Annotated in this window: 17 protein-coding genes; 10 read left to right on the plus strand and 7 right to left on the minus strand. The window is 65.0% G+C overall.

Annotated elements, in window-relative coordinates:
* Positions 1-8: 8 nt before the first annotated feature.
* Complete coding sequence (gene hisC, locus WS68_RS04585) at positions 9-1,076, plus strand: histidinol-phosphate transaminase (RefSeq protein WP_059569666.1); 1,068 nt, start codon at positions 9-11, stop codon at positions 1,074-1,076.
* A gap of 163 nt (positions 1,077-1,239) precedes the next feature.
* Here the strand turns inward: hisC and WS68_RS04590 are convergent, their stop codons facing one another.
* From WS68_RS04590 to rsmD, 3 genes are all read right to left on the minus strand, one after another.
* A complete protein-coding gene (locus WS68_RS04590; protein ID WP_059569667.1) occupies positions 1,240-1,494 on the minus strand; it encodes a YfhL family 4Fe-4S dicluster ferredoxin in 255 nt (84 codons plus the stop codon).
* A 57-nt stretch (positions 1,495-1,551) separates the two neighbouring features.
* Entirely contained in the window at positions 1,552-2,052 is a 501-nt protein-coding gene (gene coaD, locus WS68_RS04595) for a pantetheine-phosphate adenylyltransferase (protein WP_059569668.1), read from the minus strand.
* Between the two features lie 132 nt (positions 2,053-2,184).
* Complete coding sequence (gene rsmD, locus WS68_RS04600; protein WP_059569708.1) at positions 2,185-2,814, minus strand: 16S rRNA (guanine(966)-N(2))-methyltransferase RsmD; 630 nt, start codon at positions 2,812-2,814, stop codon at positions 2,185-2,187.
* A gap of 249 nt (positions 2,815-3,063) precedes the next feature.
* Between rsmD and ftsY the strand changes: the two genes are divergently transcribed.
* The gene (ftsY, locus tag WS68_RS04605) at positions 3,064-4,332 is read left to right on the plus strand and encodes a signal recognition particle-docking protein FtsY (RefSeq protein WP_059569709.1); all 1,269 of its coding nucleotides are present in this window, start codon (positions 3,064-3,066) and stop codon (positions 4,330-4,332) included.
* Positions 4,333-4,486: 154 nt separating this feature from the next.
* On the opposite strand, the gene maiA is transcribed toward ftsY, so the two are convergent.
* A complete protein-coding gene (gene maiA / locus WS68_RS04610) occupies positions 4,487-5,134 on the minus strand; it encodes a maleylacetoacetate isomerase (RefSeq protein WP_059569710.1) in 648 nt (215 codons plus the stop codon).
* A 625-nt stretch (positions 5,135-5,759) separates the two neighbouring features.
* On the opposite strand from maiA, the gene ybiB reads away from it, so the two are divergent.
* Positions 5,760-6,740, plus strand: a complete 981-nt coding sequence (gene ybiB / locus WS68_RS04615; RefSeq protein ID WP_059569669.1) for a DNA-binding protein YbiB — start codon at positions 5,760-5,762, stop codon at positions 6,738-6,740.
* 394 nt (positions 6,741-7,134) lie between these two features.
* Positions 7,135-8,775, plus strand: coding sequence for a 2-isopropylmalate synthase (gene leuA, locus WS68_RS04620; protein ID WP_059569711.1), 1,641 nt, complete (start codon positions 7,135-7,137; stop codon positions 8,773-8,775).
* Positions 8,776-9,274: 499 nt separating this feature from the next.
* Here leuA and WS68_RS04625 read toward each other — a convergent pair whose 3' ends face one another.
* Positions 9,275-9,661, minus strand: coding sequence for a nuclear transport factor 2 family protein (locus WS68_RS04625; protein ID WP_059569712.1), 387 nt, complete (start codon positions 9,659-9,661; stop codon positions 9,275-9,277).
* Between the two features lie 40 nt (positions 9,662-9,701).
* Entirely contained in the window at positions 9,702-10,274 is a 573-nt protein-coding gene (locus tag WS68_RS04630) for an acyloxyacyl hydrolase (protein WP_059569670.1), read from the minus strand.
* A 371-nt stretch (positions 10,275-10,645) separates the two neighbouring features.
* Here WS68_RS04630 and rpoH point away from each other — a divergent pair, with 371 nt between their 5' ends.
* The 6 genes from rpoH to WS68_RS04660 all read left to right on the plus strand — a co-directional run bounded on the left by rpoH (position 10,646) and on the right by WS68_RS04660 (position 18,099).
* Complete coding sequence (rpoH, locus tag WS68_RS04635) at positions 10,646-11,581, plus strand: RNA polymerase sigma factor RpoH (protein WP_059569671.1); 936 nt, start codon at positions 10,646-10,648, stop codon at positions 11,579-11,581.
* Between the two features lie 397 nt (positions 11,582-11,978).
* A complete protein-coding gene (cydP, locus tag WS68_RS04640) occupies positions 11,979-12,257 on the plus strand; it encodes a cytochrome oxidase putative small subunit CydP (RefSeq protein ID WP_059569713.1) in 279 nt (92 codons plus the stop codon).
* Complete coding sequence (locus WS68_RS04645; protein WP_059569672.1) at positions 12,244-13,839, plus strand: cytochrome ubiquinol oxidase subunit I; 1,596 nt, start codon at positions 12,244-12,246, stop codon at positions 13,837-13,839. The genes cydP and WS68_RS04645 overlap by 14 nt, the downstream gene beginning before the upstream one ends.
* Before the next feature lie 37 nt (positions 13,840-13,876).
* Positions 13,877-15,013: a cytochrome d ubiquinol oxidase subunit II gene (cydB, locus tag WS68_RS04650; protein WP_059569673.1), complete on the plus strand. Its 1,137-nt coding sequence runs from the start codon at positions 13,877-13,879 to the stop codon at positions 15,011-15,013.
* 100 nt (positions 15,014-15,113) lie between these two features.
* A complete protein-coding gene (gene cydX, locus WS68_RS04655) occupies positions 15,114-15,227 on the plus strand; it encodes a cytochrome bd-I oxidase subunit CydX (RefSeq protein WP_059569674.1) in 114 nt (37 codons plus the stop codon).
* 382 nt (positions 15,228-15,609) lie between these two features.
* Positions 15,610-18,099: a family 20 glycosylhydrolase gene (locus WS68_RS04660; RefSeq protein ID WP_059569675.1), complete on the plus strand. Its 2,490-nt coding sequence runs from the start codon at positions 15,610-15,612 to the stop codon at positions 18,097-18,099.
* A gap of 238 nt (positions 18,100-18,337) precedes the next feature.
* Here the strand turns inward: WS68_RS04660 and nagE are convergent, their stop codons facing one another.
* Entirely contained in the window at positions 18,338-20,122 is a 1,785-nt protein-coding gene (gene nagE / locus WS68_RS04665) for an N-acetylglucosamine-specific PTS transporter subunit IIBC (RefSeq protein ID WP_059569676.1), read from the minus strand.
* Between the last annotated feature and the right edge of the window lie 38 nt (positions 20,123-20,160).

The raw sequence follows: 20,160 nt of genomic DNA on the forward strand, positions 1-20,160 counted from the left end.
GCCCAGTAGTGAGCCGTTATTGGAGCGACATCGTTCATCGACTCGAGCCCTACGTGCCGGGCGAACAGCCCGCGCTCGCGCATCCCGTCAAACTGAACACGAACGAAAACCCCTATCCGCCGTCGCCGCGCGCGCTCGACGCGATCCGGCGCGAGCTTGGCGAGACGGGCGACGCGCTGCGCCGCTATCCCGATCCCGTCGCGCGCCGGCTGCGCGAGACGGTGGCCGCGCACCACGGGCTCGCGCCCGAGCAGGTGTTCGCCGGCAACGGCTCCGACGAGGTGCTCGCGCACGCTTTCCAGGCGCTGCTACAGCACGAGCGGCCGCTGCGCTTTCCGGACATCACGTACAGCTTCTATCCGACATATGCGCGGCTCTATCGAATCGCCTACGAGACGATACCGCTTGCCGACGACTTCTCGATTCACGTCGACGACTATCTCGACGATTCTGGCTGCGTGCTGTTCCCAAACCCGAATGCGCCGACGGGCCGCGCGCTGCCGCTCGCCGATATCGAGCGCATTGTCGCCGCGAATCCGAGTGCCGTCGTCGTGATCGATGAAGCGTATGTCGACTTTGGCGCGCAATCGGCGGTATCGCTGATCGCACGCTATCCGAACCTGCTCGTCGTGCAAACGGTATCGAAGGCGCGCTCGCTGGCTGGAATGCGAGTCGGTTTTGCATTCGGCGACACGGGGCTGATCGACGCGCTCACGCGCGTCAAGGACAGCTTCAACTCGTATCCGCTCGACCGTCTCGCGCAGGCCGCGGTGCAAGCGTCTTATGAGGATGATGCTTGGTTCGAGAAAACGCGCGCGCAGGTGATCGTAAGCCGCGAGCGGCTCGTCGGCGCGCTCGCGGCGCTCGGTTTCGACGTCGTGCCGTCTGCCGCGAACTTCGTGTTCGTGCGCCATCCGCGCCACGACGCGGCGGCGCTCGCGGCGCGGCTGAAAGAACGGGAGATTTTCGTGCGGCACTTCAAGCTGCCGCGAATCGATCAGCATCTGCGAATCACGATCGGCACCGACGCCGAGTGCGATACGCTCGTCGCGGCGCTGCGCGAGCTGCTCGCCTGAACCCATGCCCACGGCGAGCCGGTCAACCGGCTCGCCCGCATCGGCCAGTGTGCGAAAACCGCGCCGGATCGCATACCAGCCGCATCGCGGCTGTTTCGCACCGGCAGCCCGCGGCCGAAAATTCATTCCGGTCACGCCCCGCCCGCGCATGTCCTGCGCCGCCTTACTCCTGCGGCGCGATCAACGCGCGATACTTCGCCATCAATTGATCCTTCGTCTCCGGATGCCCCGGATCCTGCGGGATGCATTCGACCGGACACACCTGCTGGCACTGTGGCTCATCGAAATGGCCGACGCATTCGGTGCATTTGTTCGGATCGATCACATAGATTTCCGGCCCCATCGAAATCGCGCCGTTCGGGCACTCGGGCTCGCAAACGTCGCAATTGATGCATTCGTCGGTAATCATCAAAGCCATACTGATCTCACTTGCGCCGACGCGCGGCCGGCCAGAGCCGCCGCCGCGCGCGGCCGCTCACGCGGATGGCCCGTTGGACATCGCGGTCACCTTCTCCGTCAGCCATTTCTCGACCGACGGGAACACGAACTTGCTGACATCGCCGCCCAACTGCGCGATCTCACGCACGATCGTGCCCGAGATGAACTGGTATTGGTCCGACGGGGTCATGAACATCGTCTCGACATCGGGCAGCAGATAGCGGTTCATCCCCGCCATCTGAAACTCATACTCGAAATCCGACACCGCGCGCAGCCCCCGCACGATCACGCGCGCCTCGTTCGCCCGCACGAAATCCTTGAGCAAACCGGTGAAGCCCATCACCTTCACGTTCGGGTAATGGCCCAGCACCTCATTCGCGATCTGCAGACGCTCCTCGAGCGAGAAGAACGGCTTTTTTGCACGGCTGTCGGCAACGCCGACGACGAGCGTATCAAAAATACTCGATGCACGCCGCACAAGATCCTCGTGGCCGCGCGTGAGCGGATCGAACGTACCGGGATACACAGCGACTACCATGTCGCGCCTCCTGTCATCGGGCAATTGGGGTCGCGGTCTTGCGCTTCGCGCGCCAGCCGCCGACATGGGCGCACGTCACGTTGTGCGGCGCCTCGGTAACACGCATCTGGCTCGTGTCGTTTGGAACGCGCATTATTCATCATTTTCGCGTTGCAGCAAATGATAGTGAACGGCGCCCGCCTTGCCGCGCCGGCACACCTGCCAGCCGGCGAGCGGTGCGTGCGCGGCCGGATCGAGCGGCGCGCCCGTCTCGACATACAGGCGCCCGCCCGGCGCGACGAGATCCGGCGCAAGCGCAAGCGCGCGTGCGAGTGCGGCCGCATCGCCGAACGGCGGGTCGATGAACACGACATCGAACGAGCCGGGCGCAAGGCCGGCGGCGATGCGCAACGCGTCGGCCTCGGCGATCTCGATCGCGCGCGCGGCGAGTTTTTCCTTGAGCGCGCGCAGCTGCTGCGCGGCGCGCGGATGGCGTTCGACCATCACGACGCTCGCCGCGCCGCGCGACGCCGCCTCGAAACCGAGCGCGCCGCTGCCCGCGAACAGATCGAGGCAGCGGCGGCCTTCGAGATCCTGGCCGAGCCAATTGAAGAGCGTCTCGCGCACGCGGTCCGGCGTCGGGCGCAAGCCGTCGACATCCAGCACCGGAAGCGGCGTGCGCTTCCAATCGCCGCCGATGATGCGGATCGTGTGCGGCTTGCCTCGGCCTGCCGCTGCCGCAGCGCGTGGCGCGGAAGGCCGCGCCGGAGAAGTACGGGACATACGAAGAATTCGATACGAACGAAAAATGCTGGAAACGGCCCGCGCCGCGCACAAGCTGCGCACTGCGCACTGCAATGACGCGCACGTTACCACAAGCGGCACGCGCTCTTTGCCGCGCGCGAGCGGCAAACAGCATGCGCCTGATAAAATATCGCGCTTCAGGCGCGCTTGGCGGCGCGCCTTCAGATGCTCGCATCGGGCCGGCCGACCGGTGCCGCGCCCGCCCCGCCTCTTTCCGCAAGCAAAACCATGTTCAGCTTTTTCAAACGATTCAGGAAAGCGCCCGAAGCCACATCGGCCGAGCCGCAATCAGCGCCCGACGCGGACCATCCGGCAGACGAGCTTGCGCAACACGACGCGCGCGACGAAGCGGCGCCGGCAGCAGCGGCACCCGAAGCGCACGCGGATGCCGCCACCGCGCGCGAAGATACGCCGGCAGCCGGCTCCGTGCCGCCAACACCCGCCGCCGCCGCTCCAGCGCCCAGCGCAGGCGGGTCGGCCGCCATGCCCGCCGCCGCAACGCCGTCCGTCGTGGTGACGGTCACGCCGTCCGCGGACCGCGACGGCGAAGTGGTCGAAACGGTCGAAATCGTACCGCCGCCCGCTGCCGAGCCGGCCGCGAAAAAATCGTGGCTGACGCGGCTGAAATCGGGCCTCGCGAAAACGAGTTCGAACATCACCAGCGTGTTCGTCAACACGAAAATCGACGACGCGCTCTACGAAGAACTCGAAACGGCGCTGCTGATGTCCGACGCCGGCATCGACGCGACCGAGCATTTGCTTACCGCGCTGCGCGAAAAAGTGCGCTCGGCTCGCCTGACCGATCCGCAGCAAGTCAAGCGCGCGTTGCGCGACCTGATCGTCGAGCTATTGGCGCCGCTCGAGAAATCGCTCGTGCTCGGCCGCGCGCAGCCGCTCGTGATGATGATCGCGGGCGTCAACGGCGCGGGCAAGACGACGAGCATCGGCAAGCTCGCGAAGCATTTGCAGCGCTTCGACCAATCGGTGCTGCTCGCGGCGGGCGACACGTTTCGCGCGGCCGCGCGCGAGCAGCTCGCAATCTGGGGCCAGCGCAACAACGTGACCGTCGTCCAGCAGGAAAGCGGCGATCCGGCCGCGGTGATCTTCGACGCGGTCGGCGCGGCGCGCGCGCGCAAAATCGACGTGATGATGGCCGACACGGCGGGCCGCCTGCCGACGCAGCTCCATCTGATGGAGGAACTGCGCAAGGTCAAGCGTGTGATCGGCAAAGCGCACGACGGCGCGCCGCACGAAGTCCTGCTCGTGATCGACGCGAATACCGGCCAGAATGCGCTTACGCAGGTCAAGGCATTCGACGATGCGCTCGGCCTGACGGGCCTGATCGTCACCAAGCTCGACGGCACCGCGAAGGGCGGCATCCTCGCCGCGATCGCGCGGCAACGGCCGATTCCGGTGTATTTCATCGGCGTCGGCGAGAAGGTCGAGGATCTGCAGCCGTTCAGCGCGGAAGAATTCGCGGACGCGCTGCTCGGCTGATACCGCGCAGTCATGCCGGCGCATACACTGGAACGGGCGCTCCGCTTCGGGGCGCCCGTTTTCCGTTTTTAATCCGGCCAGTAATCCGACGATCCGGCAAACCAGCTAATCGGCCGCCCACGGCTTGCCACGCGCGGGCGAAAGCCGCGCTCGGCTACTGCTCCGCGTCCGGCTGCGCAGCGGGCACCGACGCCTTGAACGCATCGAATGTCATCGCGCAGTCGAAAATGCGCTGGATCGTCGGATAACGCGTAGTGTCGATCGCGAAGCGGTGCGCATTGAACACTTGCGGCACGACGCAGAGATCGGCAAGCGTCGGCGTGTCGCCAAAGCACAGCTTGCCCGTGCGCGGATCGTGCGCGAGGCGCGCCTCGAGCTTCGCGAATCCGTCATCGATCCAATGGCGATACCACGCCTCCTTTGCCTCGTCGTCGATCTTCAGCGTGTGCTTCAGGTACTTCAGCACGCGCAGGTTGTTGAGCGGGTGGATCTCGCAGGCCACCAACAGCCCGATCGCGCGCACGTATGCGCGATCGAGCGGCGCGTGCGGCAGCAACGGCACATCCGGATACTTTTCGTCGAGATACTCGATGATCGCGAGCGACTGGTGCAGCGGCGAATCGCCGTCGACGAGCGTCGGCACGAGCGCGTCCGGATTCAGTGCACGATAATCGTCCTTCAATTGCTGGCCGCCGTCGCGCAGCAGATGCACCGGCACGTAATCGAACGGCAGCCCCTTCAGGCGCAGCGCGATGCGCACGCGAAACGACGCCGAGCTGCGGAAATAACTGTATAGCTTCATCGTGATCCTCATTGCGTCGGCCGCCGATCGGCCGTTGCGACTGACACTGTCCGGCACTTGCCGCGCGACTGAAACGATGCTCCGCCCGTTGCGCAACGGCGAACGCGATTCGATAACCGGTAACGGCCGAAAGTGTAACGTGCCGCCTGCGTGCCCGGCAGCCACGCGGGCCGCGTGACGTGACGGATGCCGCCGGGCCGGCCGGCGCGGCGCGCGGCCTGTGCCCCGGCCGGACACGCAGCTAAAAAACGAACACCGCGTCTGCCGGCGGATCGGCAAGCGCCCGATTTAGCGCCAGATCGGGCGCGAAGCCCGGCTCGCTTGTCCGGCGCAGCGGCCTTCACGAGGCTCGCTTGCTAAATTCGCGCACCATCCCGATGCGCACCCGCCGCCCGGCATCCAGCCGCCATTGCCGTGCGATAGGGATAGCAAATGCGCCACAAACAACCCGCGTCACGCCTGTGGCCATCCATAAACGGAGTGCCAAGCCGCCGATAGCCGCCCGAAAAACGCTTGCGCTTGCAAGAATCACGCAAATGCGGTACTCAGTGATTTCCCTGCATACCGAGTTGCGCGTTGCCGTTCGACCAAAGAACCCAGTCCCGGCCGCCGCTCCCGCTCCTCAATGACCGATTCCGACGCCAACGCCCCGCTACCCGAACCTTTTGCGTGCGCCCGCTTCATCAAAGAGATCGGGCGCGGCCCCAACGGCGCCCGCCCGCTGTCCTTCGACGACGCACTCGCCCTCTACCGCGCGATACTGGACGGCCACGTATCGGACGTCGAACTCGGTGCGATCCTGATCGCTTATCGGCTCAAAGGCGAAACGCCCGCCGAGCTGGCGGCGATGCTCGCCGCCGCGCACGCGTCGTTCGAGCCGCTGCACGTGCAGGACGGCGTCTTCCGCCCGGTATCGATCCCGAGCTATAACGGCGCGCGCAAGCAGCCGAACCTCGTACCGCTTCTCGCGCTGCTGCTCGCGCGCGAGGGCGTGCCCGTGCTCGTGCACGGCGTCGCCGACGATCCGGGCCGCGTGACGAGCGCGGAAATCTTCAACGAACTGTCGATCCCGCCCGGCGGCACGCACGACGAGATCGAGGATACGCTCGCCGAGCGCCGCGTCGCCTTCGCGCCGATCGGCGTGCTCGCGCCGAAGCTCGCGCGCCTGATCGCGCTGCGCCGCGTGCTGGGCGTGCGCAACTCGACGCACACGATCGTCAAGCTGCTGCAGCCGTTCCAGCCGGCCGGGCTGCGTCTCGTCAACTACACCCACCCGCCGTACCGTGACAGCCTCATCGAACTGTTTCGCGACCATCCGCCGGCAGCCGCCGGCGGCGCACTGCTCGCTCGCGGCACCGAAGGCGAGGCAGTCGCCGACACGCGCCGCCAGGTGCAGATCGACTGGCTGCACGACGGACAGTACGAGACGGTCGTCGAGCCGGTACGCTCTTCGCCCGATGCGCCGCCCGCCGAGTTGCCCGAATCGCGCGACGCGGCAACGACGGCCGCCTGGACCGACGCCGTCATGCGCGGCGAAATCCCGGTGCCGGTCACGATCGCCACGCAGGTCGAGACAATCGTGCGGCTCGCGCGAATCGTCGAATAAACGCCAAGCGCACCGCAAGGCGCCGCCGCACGGCGCTTTGCGCGCATGATTGACAGCCGCCGTGAACTTCGCATAGAGTTGTCGCCATGCGTTCCTATCAGAACACCCTCCGAATTACTTCCGGCCGCCTAGCGCGGCCGCTATCGCTACGACTAGCGTAAAGCTGTCGTGGCGCCGTGCCGCACCGGCGCGGTCCCGCCTTAGCAGTTCCCGCAGTTTCCTTCTCGCTGTTTTTTACAACCCATAGTCGTCAGCCTTCGTCCGTCGATCCGCCGGGCGAAACGCGAAGATTCCCGCGTGCGTCGTGCAATCCGGCATGAGCGTGCGCAGGCGGCGCCTACCGGCGCGTCATGCCGTCACTGTCTTCGCTCGCGACTCGACACTCGAGGTCACGATGCAACGCAATCCCGCCGACAAATACCGACCGTTCGAACCCGTGCGCATCAACGCACGCCGATGGCCGAGCCGCACGATCGAGCGCGCGCCGGTCTGGATGAGCACCGATCTGCGCGACGGCAATCAGGCACTCATCGAGCCGATGAGCATCGACAAGAAGCTCGAGTTTTTCGAGAGGCTCGTCGCGATCGGCTTCAAGGAAATCGAAGTCGGGTTTCCGTCGGCTTCGCAGACCGACTTCGATTTCGTGCGCAAGCTGATCGTCGAAAACCGCATTCCCGACGACGTGACGATCGAAGTGCTCGTGCAATCGCGCGAGGATCTGATCGCGCGCACGTTCGATGCGCTCGAAGGCGCGCCGCGCGCGATCGTCCATCTGTACAACGCAATCTGCCCGTCGTTTCGCCGGATCGTATTCGGCGCGTCGAAGGAAGAAGTGAAGGCGCTTGCCGTCGACGGCACCCGGCTCATCAAGGAGCACGCGCGGGCGCGCCCCGGCACGCATTGGACCTTTCAATACTCGCCCGAGACGTTCAGCATGACCGAGCTGTCGTTCGCGCGCGAGGTGTGCGACGCGGTTGCGCAAACATGGCGGCCCACGCGCGAGCGCAAGATGATCGTGAACCTGCCCGCGACCGTCGAAGCAGCCACACCGAACGTGTTCGCCGACCAGATCGAGTGGATGGACCGCCATCTCAGCTACCGGGACAGCATCGTGCTGTCCGTGCATCCGCACAACGATCGCGGTACCGCCGTGGCCGCGGCCGAACTCGCGCTGCTCGCGGGCGCGGAGCGCATCGAAGGCTGCCTGTTCGGCAACGGCGAACGCACCGGCAACGTCGATCTCGTCACGCTCGCGCTGAACCTGTACACGCAGGGCATCGATCCGGGCCTCGATTTCTCCGATATCGACGCAGTACGGCACACCGTCGAGCGCTGCAACCAGATTCCCGTGCATCCGCGCCATCCTTACGCGGGCGATCTCGTTTTCACCGCATTCTCAGGCTCGCATCAGGATGCGATCCGCAAGGGCTTCGCACAGCAGCAGCCCGACGCGCGCTGGGAGGTACCCTATCTGCCGATCGATCCCGCCGATCTCGGCCGCAGCTATGACGCGGTGATTCGCGTGAACAGCCAATCAGGCAAGGGCGGCGCGACCTATCTGCTCGAGCGCGGGATGGGGTTCACGCCGCCGCGCCGCGTGCAAATCGAATTCAGCCACGCCGTGCAGGCCTCGGCCGACGCTTCGGGCGAGGAAGTGACCGCGGACGCGATCTGCACGCTGTTTGCCAGCGAATATCTGCAAACGACCGGGCCGGCCGCGCGGGCAGGCGCATCGGCGAGCTGGCTCGATCGCGAGATCACGCTTGCCCCCGCCGGTGACGCGCAAAGCGCGGTGCGGCAGTCGGCCGCCGCATTCGCCGCGGCGGCAGGCGTGGCAATCGAGGTGATGTCGTGCGAGGTCGAGCGCACCGCGCAAGGCGACATCGCGGTGTTCGTCAGCGCGAAGGTCGGCGGCGCGACGCTGCGGCATGGCGTGGGCGTGCACCGCGATCCGGCCGCCGCGGGCACGGATGCGGTTGTGAGCGCGATCAACCGCTCGGCATGGAGCCATGACAAGCGGCGGGCGGCTGCCTGAGCGGCACGGACGCACGCCGGTCACCATAGAGCACGAGCGAGCCGGCCAGTACGGCTGCAACGCGCGGCGCACCAAGGCGCGCGTTGCCGGCGCAAGCGAGATCCGCGGCGCCGGCACGAAATCGCGGCTCACGAAGCCGCTGCAAATGAAAAGGCCCCGATCAGGGGCCCGTCAATCCTTCCTGCTTCGATTGAAAATCCACCCAAAGACTCGAAACCCAATCAAATAAAAATAATCGGCAATAAGCAACACGCACGGCGGGAAAAATAGCGGCGCCGGATATGCAGCGCGTGTGCATCCCCATAGCGGGCGTGCATGCGCACGTTTGCGCCCGCAATAGCGATACCGTGCCGGCACAGCAAGCACGATAGCCACGAATGACGATCGCAGCGATGAGCGGCGCCGGCGGGCATAGGCAGGCGCAAACGCACGTTTCCCGAATGGAATGTTTTCGCCGACCTGGCCGCCCGCGCAAGCCCGCCACGAGCATGAGGGGCTTCTAGCCCTCGGTCGCGCAGCGTGTTGCCTGCCACGCGAAAAGGCGCCAGCGGCCTTTCTCCTGCGTCTGCACCGCGGTGTACGCGATCGGAAACACCAAGCCGCCGTTGTTCGTTTCCATTTCGATCAGCGCACGCCCGACGATGACGAAAGTGGCCTCGCCGATCGGCAGCACGTCCTGCGACTGAATCTCGATCTGCCGATAGCGGCGACGGCCGGTCGCGATCGCGTCGATGAACTGCTGCTTGGTTTCGCGCTTGCCGTTCGTGTGCACGAAGTAGACATCGTCGGACAACAACGCATCGAGCGCCTCGCCGTCGCCGTCGACCATCGCACGAAACCGGTCGCGCTCGAGCGCGCGAATCGCATCGATCCCCTTCGCCACCATCGCCATACTCCTCAACTGCGTGCGCGCATTCGCGCGCCGGTCAGAAGTTGTACTGCACGTAGAGTTGGCTGAAATTTATACCAGGATTCGGATGTTTGATACCTGCGTTGGATTCGTGCTGAAAGCGAAAACCAGCCTGATACTGCTGACGATCCCCGAATTGTGCGCCGATGCCCACCATGTCGGCGAACTGGAACGCCGTCGACATCGAGTAACGGCTCGAAATCGTCGGATGCGTGAGAAGGCGCACGCCGACGCCCGCCTCAATGAATGGCCGCACGTAGCCCGAACCCTTGATGAAGCGCAACACCGGCGTCGCGCCGAATTCCCAGACGTTGCTGTGAATCGCCGCGTCGCCCGTGTACCGCCAGTACGATACGTGCCCCTCCGCAACGAACGCGAAATGCCAGCCGCCGATTTCCCACCAAGTCCAATTCGGATCCCAGACCACGGCGATGTCGCCCTTCTTCACATCATGGTCGCCGATGCCGCCGCCGAGCTGCACACCCCAACGGTCCGCGCAGGCGACGCTGGAAACCCCCAGCAATGCGGCCGCGACGGCAATCCGCGCAACGGCCCGCCCTGTCCGAGCGCGATTCTTCTTATAGTTCATTTAGTCACTCCAACTTCTCAGGTTGAATAGAGCCTCGCCGCCACCGATCGGTGGATGACGGCCGGCTCGAGCGAACAGCATCTTATGGTAAAGGACTTTTTCGGTTGGCATCGTCAGACGAAATGGTTTTCTTCTGTTTCCACAAGAATCAGCAGCATTTGTTTGAATCGTTCGCAAAACAATAGCTTACGTATGCCAGCCAGAATGGCATCTCAAGAACAGCTATCAATTTAAAAAACCGATAGCGAAATGGGAACTCTGGCGGGCACAAGCTTTCTAAGAATTAGCACTCTGGTTGATGGAGTGCTAAGATTAAGCCTGGAATCGTCTCACTAACGGGGCTTGTCCCTGATTCCAAAGGAGTTTTTTACGTGAGCAACGCATTGACCCTTCCGAATACCCTGTGCCCGGCGTCCGCTAAGGCCGCATCGGCAGGCTCGCTGATGCTCGCATCCCATTCGATGCTGCCCGGCCAGCTTGGCAACATCGACGCGTATATCCAGGCCGTCAACCGGATTCCGCTGCTCACGCCCGACGAAGAGCGCCAGTACGCAACCGAGTTCCGCGAGCACAACAACCTTGACGCCGCGCGCCGGCTCGTGCTGTCGCACCTGCGGCTCGTCGTGTCGATCTCGCGCAACTATCTCGGCTACGGCCTGCCCCACGGCGACCTGATCCAGGAAGGCAACATTGGCCTGATGAAGGCGGTCAAGCGCTTCGACCCCGCGCAGAACGTGCGGCTCGTGTCGTATGCGATCCACTGGATCAAGGCCGAGATTCACGAATACATCCTGCGCAACTGGCGGATGGTGAAGGTCGCGACGACGAAGGCGCAGCGCAAGCTGTTCTTCAATCTGCGCAGCCACAAGAAAGGCGCTCAGGCGTTCACGCCGGAGGAAATCGACGGCCTCGCGCAAGAACTGAATGTCAAGCGTGAGGAAGTCGCCGAGATGGAAACCCGTCTCGCGGGCGGTGATATCGCGCTTGAAGGCCAGGTCGAAGACGGCGAGGAGTCGTATGCGCCGATCGCCTATCTTGCCGATTCGCATAACGAGCCGACCGCCGTGCTCGCCGCGCGGCAGCGCGACATGCTGCAGACGGACGGCATCGCGCAAGCGCTCGATTCGCTCGACGCGCGCAGCCGCCGAATCATCGAGGCGCGCTGGCTGAACGTCGACGACGACGGTTCGGGTGGCTCGACGCTGCATGATCTCGCCGCCGAATTCGGCGTGTCGGCGGAGCGTATTCGCCAAATCGAGGCGAGCGCAATGAAAAAGATGCGCACGGCGCTCGCCGCATACGCATAGAAAGACCGGCCCAACCGGGCCGCCAAGTCTTCGGCGCAAGCCCGCTGTCGCTCGGCAGCGGGCTTTTTTATTTGCGGCTGCTACTGCGGTTCGCCTCTTCCGCCATCTGGCTGCGCCAAGCACTTTCCGTGATTTTTTTATGGCGCCTGCGCGCGGATTCGCGGCTGGTTCAGTGGCCAATGCGGCGCAAAATTTCACCCGACCCCGCCCGATTCGCTCACTTATTGAGCCAACTCAAATTTCCACGCGCATTTAGCGACGGTGTGCCGCAGCGCCATACACCGAGTTGGCAAGGAGTCCTCCTACAATTGGGATGACCGGCCAAGCCATGCCGCGCGCGCCCGAGCGCATCGCGAAGCCGGCGCAGATCCATGCCTATCACGTCATTCTGGACATCATGGCTTCGACCCTCGCCGACAAAAAAACGCCGCATCCCCCAACGCCGCCCGGCCGGCGCAGCCGGATCGTCGAATGGGCCCAAGGCCCGAGCTTCGCGCGCGACATTACGCTCGTGCTAACCGTCAAGCTGATCCTGCTCGTCGCGCTCAAGTACGCATTCTTCAACCATCCGCAGGCCGAGCACATGTCGCTGCCGCCTGCCGCCGTCGCCGCGCAACTGCTGTCGGCGGCGCCGCCACACGCATCCACCCACGGAGACCGCCATGATAAGCAGTGAAGTCGTCGAACTGTCGCGTCTGCAGTTCGGCATTACCGCGCTCTACCATTTTTTATTCGTCCCGCTCACGCTCGGCCTGTCATGGCTGCTCGTCATCATGGAAGCGGTTTATGTGATGACCGGCAAGGAAGTCTACAAGGACATGACCCAGTTCTGGGGCAAGCTCTTCGGGATCAACTTCGCCATGGGCGTGACCACCGGCATCACGCTCGAATTCCAGTTCGGCACGAACTGGTCTTACTACTCACATTACGTCGGCGATATCTTCGGCGTGCCGCTCGCCGTCGAAGGGCTGATGGCGTTCTTTCTCGAATCGACGTTCGTCGGGCTGTTCTTCTTCGGTTGGAAGCGCCTGTCGAAAGTCCAGCACCTGATCGTCACGTTCCTCGTCGCGCTCGGCTCGAACCTGTCGGCGCTGTGGATTCTCGTCGCGAACGGCTGGATGAACAACCCGGTCGGCGCCGAGTTCAACTACCAGACGATGCGCATGGAGCTGACGAATCTCTTCGACGTGATCTTCAATCCGGTCGCGCAGGTGAAGTTCGTGCATACCGTGTCGGCCGGCTACGTGACCGCGTCGATGTTCGTGCTCGGCATCTCGGCGTGGTATCTGCTCAAGCGCCGCGACATCGATTTCGCGCTGCGCTCGTTCGCGGTGGCGGCGGGCTTCGGGCTCGCGTCGACGCTGTGCGTGATCGTGCTCGGTGACGAATCCGGCTATACAACGGGCGAAGTGCAAAAGATGAAGCTCGCCGCGATCGAATCCGAATGGGAGACGCAGCCGGCGCCCGCATCGTTCACGTTGATCGGCATCCCTAACCAGCAGGCCGAACGGACCGATTACGCCATCCGCATTCCGTATGCGCTCGGCCTGATTGCAACGCGCTCGATCGACGAGCCGGTGATCGGCTTGCGCGATCTCGCGAAGTACAGCGAAGCGCATATCCGGAGCGGCATGATCGCTTACGGCGCGCTGCAGAAGCTGAAGTCGGGCGATACCAGCGCCGAGACGAAGGCGGCCTTCGACGCGCACAAACAATATCTCGGCTACGGGCTGATGCTCAAGCAATTCACGCCGAACGTGACGGACGCGACTCCCGAGCAGATCAAGGCAGCCGCGAAGCGAACCATCCCGCCCGTTGCGCCCGTGTTCTTCTCGTTCCGCATCATGGTGTTCCTCGGCCTGCTGTTCCTCGCGACGTTCATCGCCGCGTTCTGGTTCTGCGCGCGCCGGCAGTTGCTGCAAGACAAGCGCCGCTGGTTCCTGCGCTGGGCCGTGTGGGCGATTCCGCTGCCGTGGCTCGCCGCCGAGTTCGGTTGGGTCGTTGCCGAAGTGGGCCGCCAGCCGTGGACGATCGCCGGCATCCTGCCGACGCACCTGTCCGCGTCGAGCCTCACCCCCACCGATCTGTACCTGAGTCTCGCCGGCTTCATCCTGTTCTACACGGTGCTGTTCATCGTCGAAATCACGCTGATGTTCAAGTACGCGCGGCTCGGCCCGTCTTCGTTGCACACCGGCCGCTATCACTATGAGCAGGCCGTACACGGGCTTGGCAACGCCGTCGGCAAGACGGCCGCGTGATGCGCGCCGCACGATCGAATTCGGACAAGGAATCGCTATGGACTACGCAACTCTCAAGGTGATCTGGTGGGTGCTCGTCGGCGCGCTGATCATTGGCTTCTCGCTGACCGACGGCTTCGACATGGGCGCGACCGTGCTGCTGCCGTTCATCGGCAAGACCGACGACGAGCGCCGTATTGTCGTCAACACCGTCGGCGCGACCTGGGAAGGCAACCAGGTGTGGCTCATCACGGCGGGCGGCGCGATGTTCGCCGCGTGGCCGCTCGTCTATGCGGCGTCGTTCTCGGGCTTCTACTTCGCGATGCTGCTCGTGCTGTTTGCGCTGTTCTTCCGCCCGGTCGGCTTCGACTATCGGAGCAAGCGCGACGATCCGCGCTGGCGCGCATGCTGGGACTGGGGACTGTTCGCCGGCGGCTTCGTGCCCGCGCTGGTGTTCGGCGTCGCGTTCGGCAATCTGCTGCAAGGCGTGCCGTTCGCATTCGACAGCGACCTGCGCGTCAGCTATCACGGCAGTTTCTGGGCGCTGCTGAATCCGTTCGCGCTACTGTGCGGGCTGGTGAGCCTGGCGATGTTCGTCGCCCACGGCGCCGCGTTCGTCAAAATGAAGACGGACGGCGCGATCGCCAAGCGCGCCGCGTTCGCGCTGCGCGTATCGGCGCTCGCCGCGGCCGTGCTGTTCGCGATCGCGGGCGTGCTCGTCGCGTCATTCGTCGACGGCTATCGGATCACGCAGGCTGCGCCCGTCGATACTGTCGCGAACCCGCTCGTCAAGCAGGTCGCGGCCGGCTCGGGCCTCTGGTTCGCGAACTACGGCCAGTATCCGTGGATGCTCGCCGCCCCCGCTGTCGGCATCGCGGGCGGCTTGATCGCAGCATGGCTGGCCGGTTCGAAGCGCGAGAAGACCGCGTTCGTTTGCACCGGCCTCATGATCGTCGGCGTGATTCTGACTGCGGCCTTTTCGATGTTCCCGTTCATCATGCCCTCTTCGCTCGACCCGAAGAGCAGCCTCACCGTTTGGGATTCGACCTCCAGCCGCCTAACGCTCGAGGTGATGCTCGGCGCCGTGATCGTGTTCCTGCCGCTCATCCTGCTCTATACGGGCTGGGTGTACCGCGTGGTGCGCGGCAAAGTCACGCCGGACGTGCTCAACGAAAACCGGCATTCAATGTATTAACGTTGCGCTCGACCGGCGCCGGTCCGCTTGGGCGGCAGCGCCGGATTCGCGCAGCGTTGGAACCGTTCGCAAGAAGCAAGAAATCGGAAGGAGTCGAATCATGTGGTACTTCAGTTGGATTCTCGGCATCGGCGTCGCGCTCGCATTCGGCACGATCAATGCAATGTGGCTCGAGGCGCGTCAGAAACGCGGCTCGGGCGTGACGCGCGCATGACGGGCACCACGACGCGGCGTAAGCAGCCAAGCTGCCCCGCGAACGTCCGCGCTCCACCGCCTCACGCAATCAACGATCGATCGCTTGCAACAAACCACGCTCTCGCCTCACGCGAGAGCTTTTTTTTCGCCAAATTAAATGCCAATACAAATCCAAATTAATACCACTTGAACACCAATAAAAGGTTTCATAAGATCCTCTGGAGGCCGTCGACAGGCCGCATCCCATTGGCGGAGGAGACATCCCAGTTCCCGTTCGGCCTGCGCTGTCGCTTTCGCCACGGCCCGCTCGCGGCGGCCTTTTTCCCGCTTCCTTGAAAGACCCGATTGCAGCGACGTAATCCAACGGCGTCGTATCGCCGTACCTTTCCCAAGGACTCCACATGAACCTGATTCCCCGTCTTTTTGGTGCCGGCTGGCTGGCCGTGGCCACTTTGCTGCCGGTCGCCGCGCACGCGCAGCTTGCCGCGCCCGAAACCGCCGGCCCGACGGCGAGCCCCGCACGCCCCGTCGTGCCCGGCACGCTTGCGGCTCTACTGTCGAACAGCCTCGCGCTGCGTGTCGCCATCGACAACAACCACGCCGCATCGGCCGGCGTGCCGTGCACGAATCTCGGCGCCGACTGGGCAAGCTGCGCGACCGGCCGCTTGATCCTGCAAAATCGCGGCCGCCAGCTCATCACGGACGGCAACTGGCGGCTCTATCTGCACAGCATCCGCCGGCTCTTCAAGATCGATCGGCCAGGCTTCACGCTGCGCCACCTGACGGGCGATCTGTATGAGCTGACGCCGCAAGCCGGCACCCTCAAACTCGCGCCGGGCGAGCGCGTCGAGCTGCCGTTCGTCGCCGAGTACTGGTTCCTGCGCTACAGCGACGTGCTGCCTCGGCCGTATGTCGTCGTCGCGGGCGCGGCGCCCGCGGTGCTCCGCTACAACGACACCGACGACGAGACGCGCTACGTCGAATCCCTGCCGGCCGATGCGCAGAGCAATTCGGCCGGCAACGCGCCAGCCGTGGCCGCGCAGCCGGTCGCGAACCGCGCGCTGCCTAGCGTGAAGCGCCAGCGCGCGCTCGGCGGCGCGCTCGAACTGCGCGGTGTCGCGCTGATGCTGCCGGATCTTGCGCCCACGCACGTCGCCGCGCTGCGCGAACGCGCCGGCACGCTGGGGCTCGACAGCGCGACCAGCGCGCCGGTTGCGGGCGTGCTCGCGCCGCGCCGGCTGCCCGCCGATATCGCGGTGCCGGGCGGCTACCGGCTCACGATCGGCCCGCGCGGCGCATTTATCGAAGGCTACGATACGGCCGGCCTCTACTATGGCGTGCAGACGCTCTTCTCGCTCGCGCCCGCAGGCGGCGGACGGATTCCGGCGATGCTCGTCGAAGACGCGCCGCGCTTCCCGCATCGCGGAATGCACGTCGATCTCGCGCGCAATTTCAAGCATCCCGCGACGCTGCGCCGCCTGATCGACCAGATGAGCGCGTACAAGCTCAACCGGCTGCACCTGCATTTGTCCGACGACGAAGGCTGGCGAATCGAGATTCCGGGGCTGCCGGAGCTGACCGAGATCGGCGCACGCCGCTGCCACGATCCGAGCGAAACGCGCTGCCTGCTGCCGCAACTCGGCTCAGGGCCTGATAACCGCTCAGGCGGCGGCTATCTGACGCGCGACGACTATATCGGCTTGCTGCGCTATGCGGCCAGCCGCTTTGTCGAAGTGATTCCCGAAATCGACATGCCCGCGCACTCGCGCGCGGCCGTCGTGACGATGGAAGCGCGCTATCGGCGCCTGCACGCCGCAGGCCGCGAACAGGAGGCGAACGCATACCGTCTGCTCGATCCGCAGGACAGGTCGCGGCTCACGACGGTTCAGTTCTACGACCGGCGCAGCGATCTGAATCCGTGCGTGCCCGGCGCGCTGAACTTCGCGTCGAAGGTGATCCGCGAAATCGCGGCAATGCACGCCGACGCGCAAGCGCCGCTCGCCACCTGGCACTTCGGCGGCGACGAGGCGAAGAACATCCTGCTCGGCGCCGGATTCCAGGCGCTCGACGGCACCGATCCCGGCAAGGGGCGCGTCGACCTCGCCGCTCAAGACAAGCCGTGGGCCCGCTCACCGATATGCAACGCGCTGTTGCAGCGTGGCGAAATCAAATCGATCGACGAGTTGCCGACGCGCTTCGCGAAACAGGTCAGCGCGATCGTTGCCGCCAACGGCATCGGCACGATGGCCGCTTGGCAAGACGGTCTCAAGCATGCGAATGGTCCGCAGGACTTCAGCACGAAGCATGTGATGGTGTCGCTGTGGGACACCGTGTTCTGGGGCGCGGCCGACAGCGCGCGCGACTGGAGCACGAATGGTTACGAGACGGTGCTCGCGCTGCCCGATTATTTGTACTTCGATTTCCCATACACGACGAACCCGCGCGAACGCGGCTATTACTGGGGCTCGCATGCGACCGACGAGTACAAGGTGTTCTCTTTCGCGCCGGAAAATCTGCCGCAAAACGCCGAGTTGTTCGGGGATCGCGACGGCAATCCGTTCGACGTGACGGGCACCGGCGCCGCACCGCGAATCGAAGGCATCCAGGGGCAGGCTTGGGGGGAAGTGATGCGTAACGACCGGCTGCTCGAATACATGGCATACCCGAGGCTTCTCGCGCTCGCCGAGCGCGCGTGGCACAAGGCGGACTGGGAGTTGCCCTACGCGGCGGGCGTGCGCTACAAGCTCGGCGACACCCATCACGTCGACAAGGCCGCGCTCGAACACGACTGGGCCGGTTTCGCGACGGTGCTGAAGCAGCGCGAACTCGCCAAGCTGCAGCGTGCGGGCATTGGGTATCGGGAGCCGACGTTCGTGCTGACGAACGAGTGAAAGTGATGCATGGATGCACGGTACACGGGCCGAGCCGGGCCGATAAAAGGCTCGGCCTGCGCCGGCAGGGGCCAGCCGATCGAGACGTCAGGGGCGGCCGGACGCCGGAACCGCCACGCTGCCCCGGCTGAAAAACAAAAGAGCGGTAACGGGCCTCGGATGGCCGTTACCGCCCTTGCTCACTGCTCGCGGCCCCTGCGCCCCACTCGCACGAGGACCGCGCCCTACTCGCGCGACATCAAGCCGGCTGAGCCGCCGCACCGCCGCCCGTCGACGGCAGACGCGCCGCCAGATACTGCGCATAGCGCGACGCCGACTGTCCGCAGACGATATGGAACGTGTCGGCCGCCACCCACGCAACGTCGAGCGCCGCGAGACGCTGACGGTCGACCGCCGACGGATCGCGCACGACCACGCGCAGCCGCGTCGCCGCAATGGCGTCGAGCGCCGCCACGTTGGTTGCACCGCCAAACACCGCGAGCCAGCGCGCCGGGTCCGGATCGAGCGGCCCAGTCTGCCCGCTCGCGGATGCGCCGGCCGTCGGCGCCGAGTCGGCCGCCGCAGCCGGGACCGCCGCCGAAGCCGCGGCACCGGCAACGCCCGCGCCGCCGCTAACGGCCGTGCGGATCTCGTCGGCGATGAGATCCGCCTCCGGCCCGATGATCACCTGCACGCTGCTGCCGCCACGCTTGAGCACACCACGCGCGCCGATTGTCCGCAGATCGGCTTCCGACACCTTGTCCGGATCGACGACCGACAAACGCAGGCGCGTCGTGCATGCATCGACGACCGAGAGATTCGCCGCACCGCCAAGCGCCGCGATGTAGCGCTGCGCACGCGGCACGGCCGCCCCCGCCGTCGGCGCGACGAAGCCGCCCGCCGCGAACGACTGGGCTTGCGCATCGGCGCCGGCCGGCTCGCGGCCCGGCGTCGCCATATTGAATTTGCGGATGAACCAGCGGAACAACCCGTAATACACGGCGCCATACGCCAGGCCGAGCGGAATCGCCACCCAGCCCTTCGTCGACAGCCCGTAATTCAGCACGTAGTCGATCGCGCCGCCCGAGAACGTGAAGCCGAGCTTCACGCCGAGCAACTGGCAGATCGCGAGCGACAAGCCCGTCAGCACCGCATGAATGACGTAGAGCACCGGCGCGAGGAACATGAAGCTGAACTCGATCGGCTCGGTCACGCCCGTCAGGAACGAGGTCAGCGCCATCGAGAACAGCAGCCCGCCGACGATCGCGCGGCGCTCCTTCGGCGCCTCATGAAACATCGCAAGGCAAGCGGCGGGCAGGCCGAACATCATGACCGGGAAAAAGCCCGCCATAAAGCTGCCCGCGCCCGGATCGCCGGCGAAGAAGCGGTGCAGATCACCCGTCACCGCCGCGCCGCCGGCCGGAGTGAACGTGCCGAACACGAACCAGACGAGCGAGTTGATGATGTGATGCAGGCCCGTGACGAGCAGCAGGCGGTTCAGGAAGCCGTAGACGAACGTGCCGATCGCGCCCGCGGTCAACAGCCACTGGCCGACCGCGTCGATCGCGTGCTGCACCGGCTGCCACACGTAGCCGAACACGATCCCGAGCACCACGCACACGAGCCCGGTGATGATCGGCACGAAGCGCTTGCCGCCGAAGAACGCCAGGTAATCGGGCAGCTTGATGTCCTTGTAGCGGTTGTACAGAAGCCCCGCGACCACGCCCGCGATGATCCCCGACAGCACGCCCATGTTCAGCTTCGGATCGATGTCCTTCATGACCGCGACTTCGATCAGATAGCCGATCACGCCCGCGAGCGCCGCAACGCCGTTGTTGTCCTTCGCAAAGCCGACTGCAACGCCGATCGCGAACAACAGCGGCAGATTGTCGAAGATGGCGCCGCCCGCGTCGGCGATCATCTTGATGTTGAGCACGTCCTGCTGCCCGAGACGCAGCAAGATGCCCGCCACCGGCAGCACTGCGATCGGCAGCATCAGCGCTCGGCCTAGGCTTTGTATTTTCAGAAACGGATTCCCGTCCATTCGATCCTCCAATCCTTTGATGTCTCGTCGTCGAATAA

It is taken from the genome of Burkholderia sp. TSV86 (genome assembly GCF_001522865.1).
GTDB lineage: Bacteria > Pseudomonadota > Gammaproteobacteria > Burkholderiales > Burkholderiaceae > Burkholderia.

Excerpts from the sequence above, each read along its gene's own strand:
- leuA (WP_059569711.1), top strand. The coding sequence starts at position 7,135 with ATGCAACGCAATCCCGCCGACAAATACCGACCGTTCGAACCCGTGCGC.
- WS68_RS04630 (WP_059569670.1), bottom strand. The coding sequence starts at position 10,274 with ATGAACTATAAGAAGAATCGCGCTCGGACAGGGCGGGCCGTTGCGCGG.
- WS68_RS04645 (WP_059569672.1), top strand. The coding sequence starts at position 12,244 with ATGATAAGCAGTGAAGTCGTCGAACTGTCGCGTCTGCAGTTCGGCATT.
- rsmD (WP_059569708.1), bottom strand. The coding sequence starts at position 2,814 with ATGTCCCGTACTTCTCCGGCGCGGCCTTCCGCGCCACGCGCTGCGGCA.
- WS68_RS04660 (WP_059569675.1), top strand. The coding sequence starts at position 15,610 with ATGAACCTGATTCCCCGTCTTTTTGGTGCCGGCTGGCTGGCCGTGGCC.
- cydP (WP_059569713.1), top strand. The coding sequence starts at position 11,979 with ATGGCTTCGACCCTCGCCGACAAAAAAACGCCGCATCCCCCAACGCCG.
- nagE (WP_059569676.1), bottom strand. The coding sequence starts at position 20,122 with ATGGACGGGAATCCGTTTCTGAAAATACAAAGCCTAGGCCGAGCGCTG.
- WS68_RS04625 (WP_059569712.1), bottom strand. The coding sequence starts at position 9,661 with ATGGTGGCGAAGGGGATCGATGCGATTCGCGCGCTCGAGCGCGACCGG.
- cydB (WP_059569673.1), top strand. The coding sequence starts at position 13,877 with ATGGACTACGCAACTCTCAAGGTGATCTGGTGGGTGCTCGTCGGCGCG.
- maiA (WP_059569710.1), bottom strand. The coding sequence starts at position 5,134 with ATGAAGCTATACAGTTATTTCCGCAGCTCGGCGTCGTTTCGCGTGCGC.
- ftsY (WP_059569709.1), top strand. The coding sequence starts at position 3,064 with ATGTTCAGCTTTTTCAAACGATTCAGGAAAGCGCCCGAAGCCACATCG.
- coaD (WP_059569668.1), bottom strand. The coding sequence starts at position 2,052 with ATGGTAGTCGCTGTGTATCCCGGTACGTTCGATCCGCTCACGCGCGGC.
- ybiB (WP_059569669.1), top strand. The coding sequence starts at position 5,760 with ATGACCGATTCCGACGCCAACGCCCCGCTACCCGAACCTTTTGCGTGC.
- cydX (WP_059569674.1), top strand. The coding sequence starts at position 15,114 with ATGTGGTACTTCAGTTGGATTCTCGGCATCGGCGTCGCGCTCGCATTC.
- WS68_RS04590 (WP_059569667.1), bottom strand. The coding sequence starts at position 1,494 with ATGGCTTTGATGATTACCGACGAATGCATCAATTGCGACGTTTGCGAG.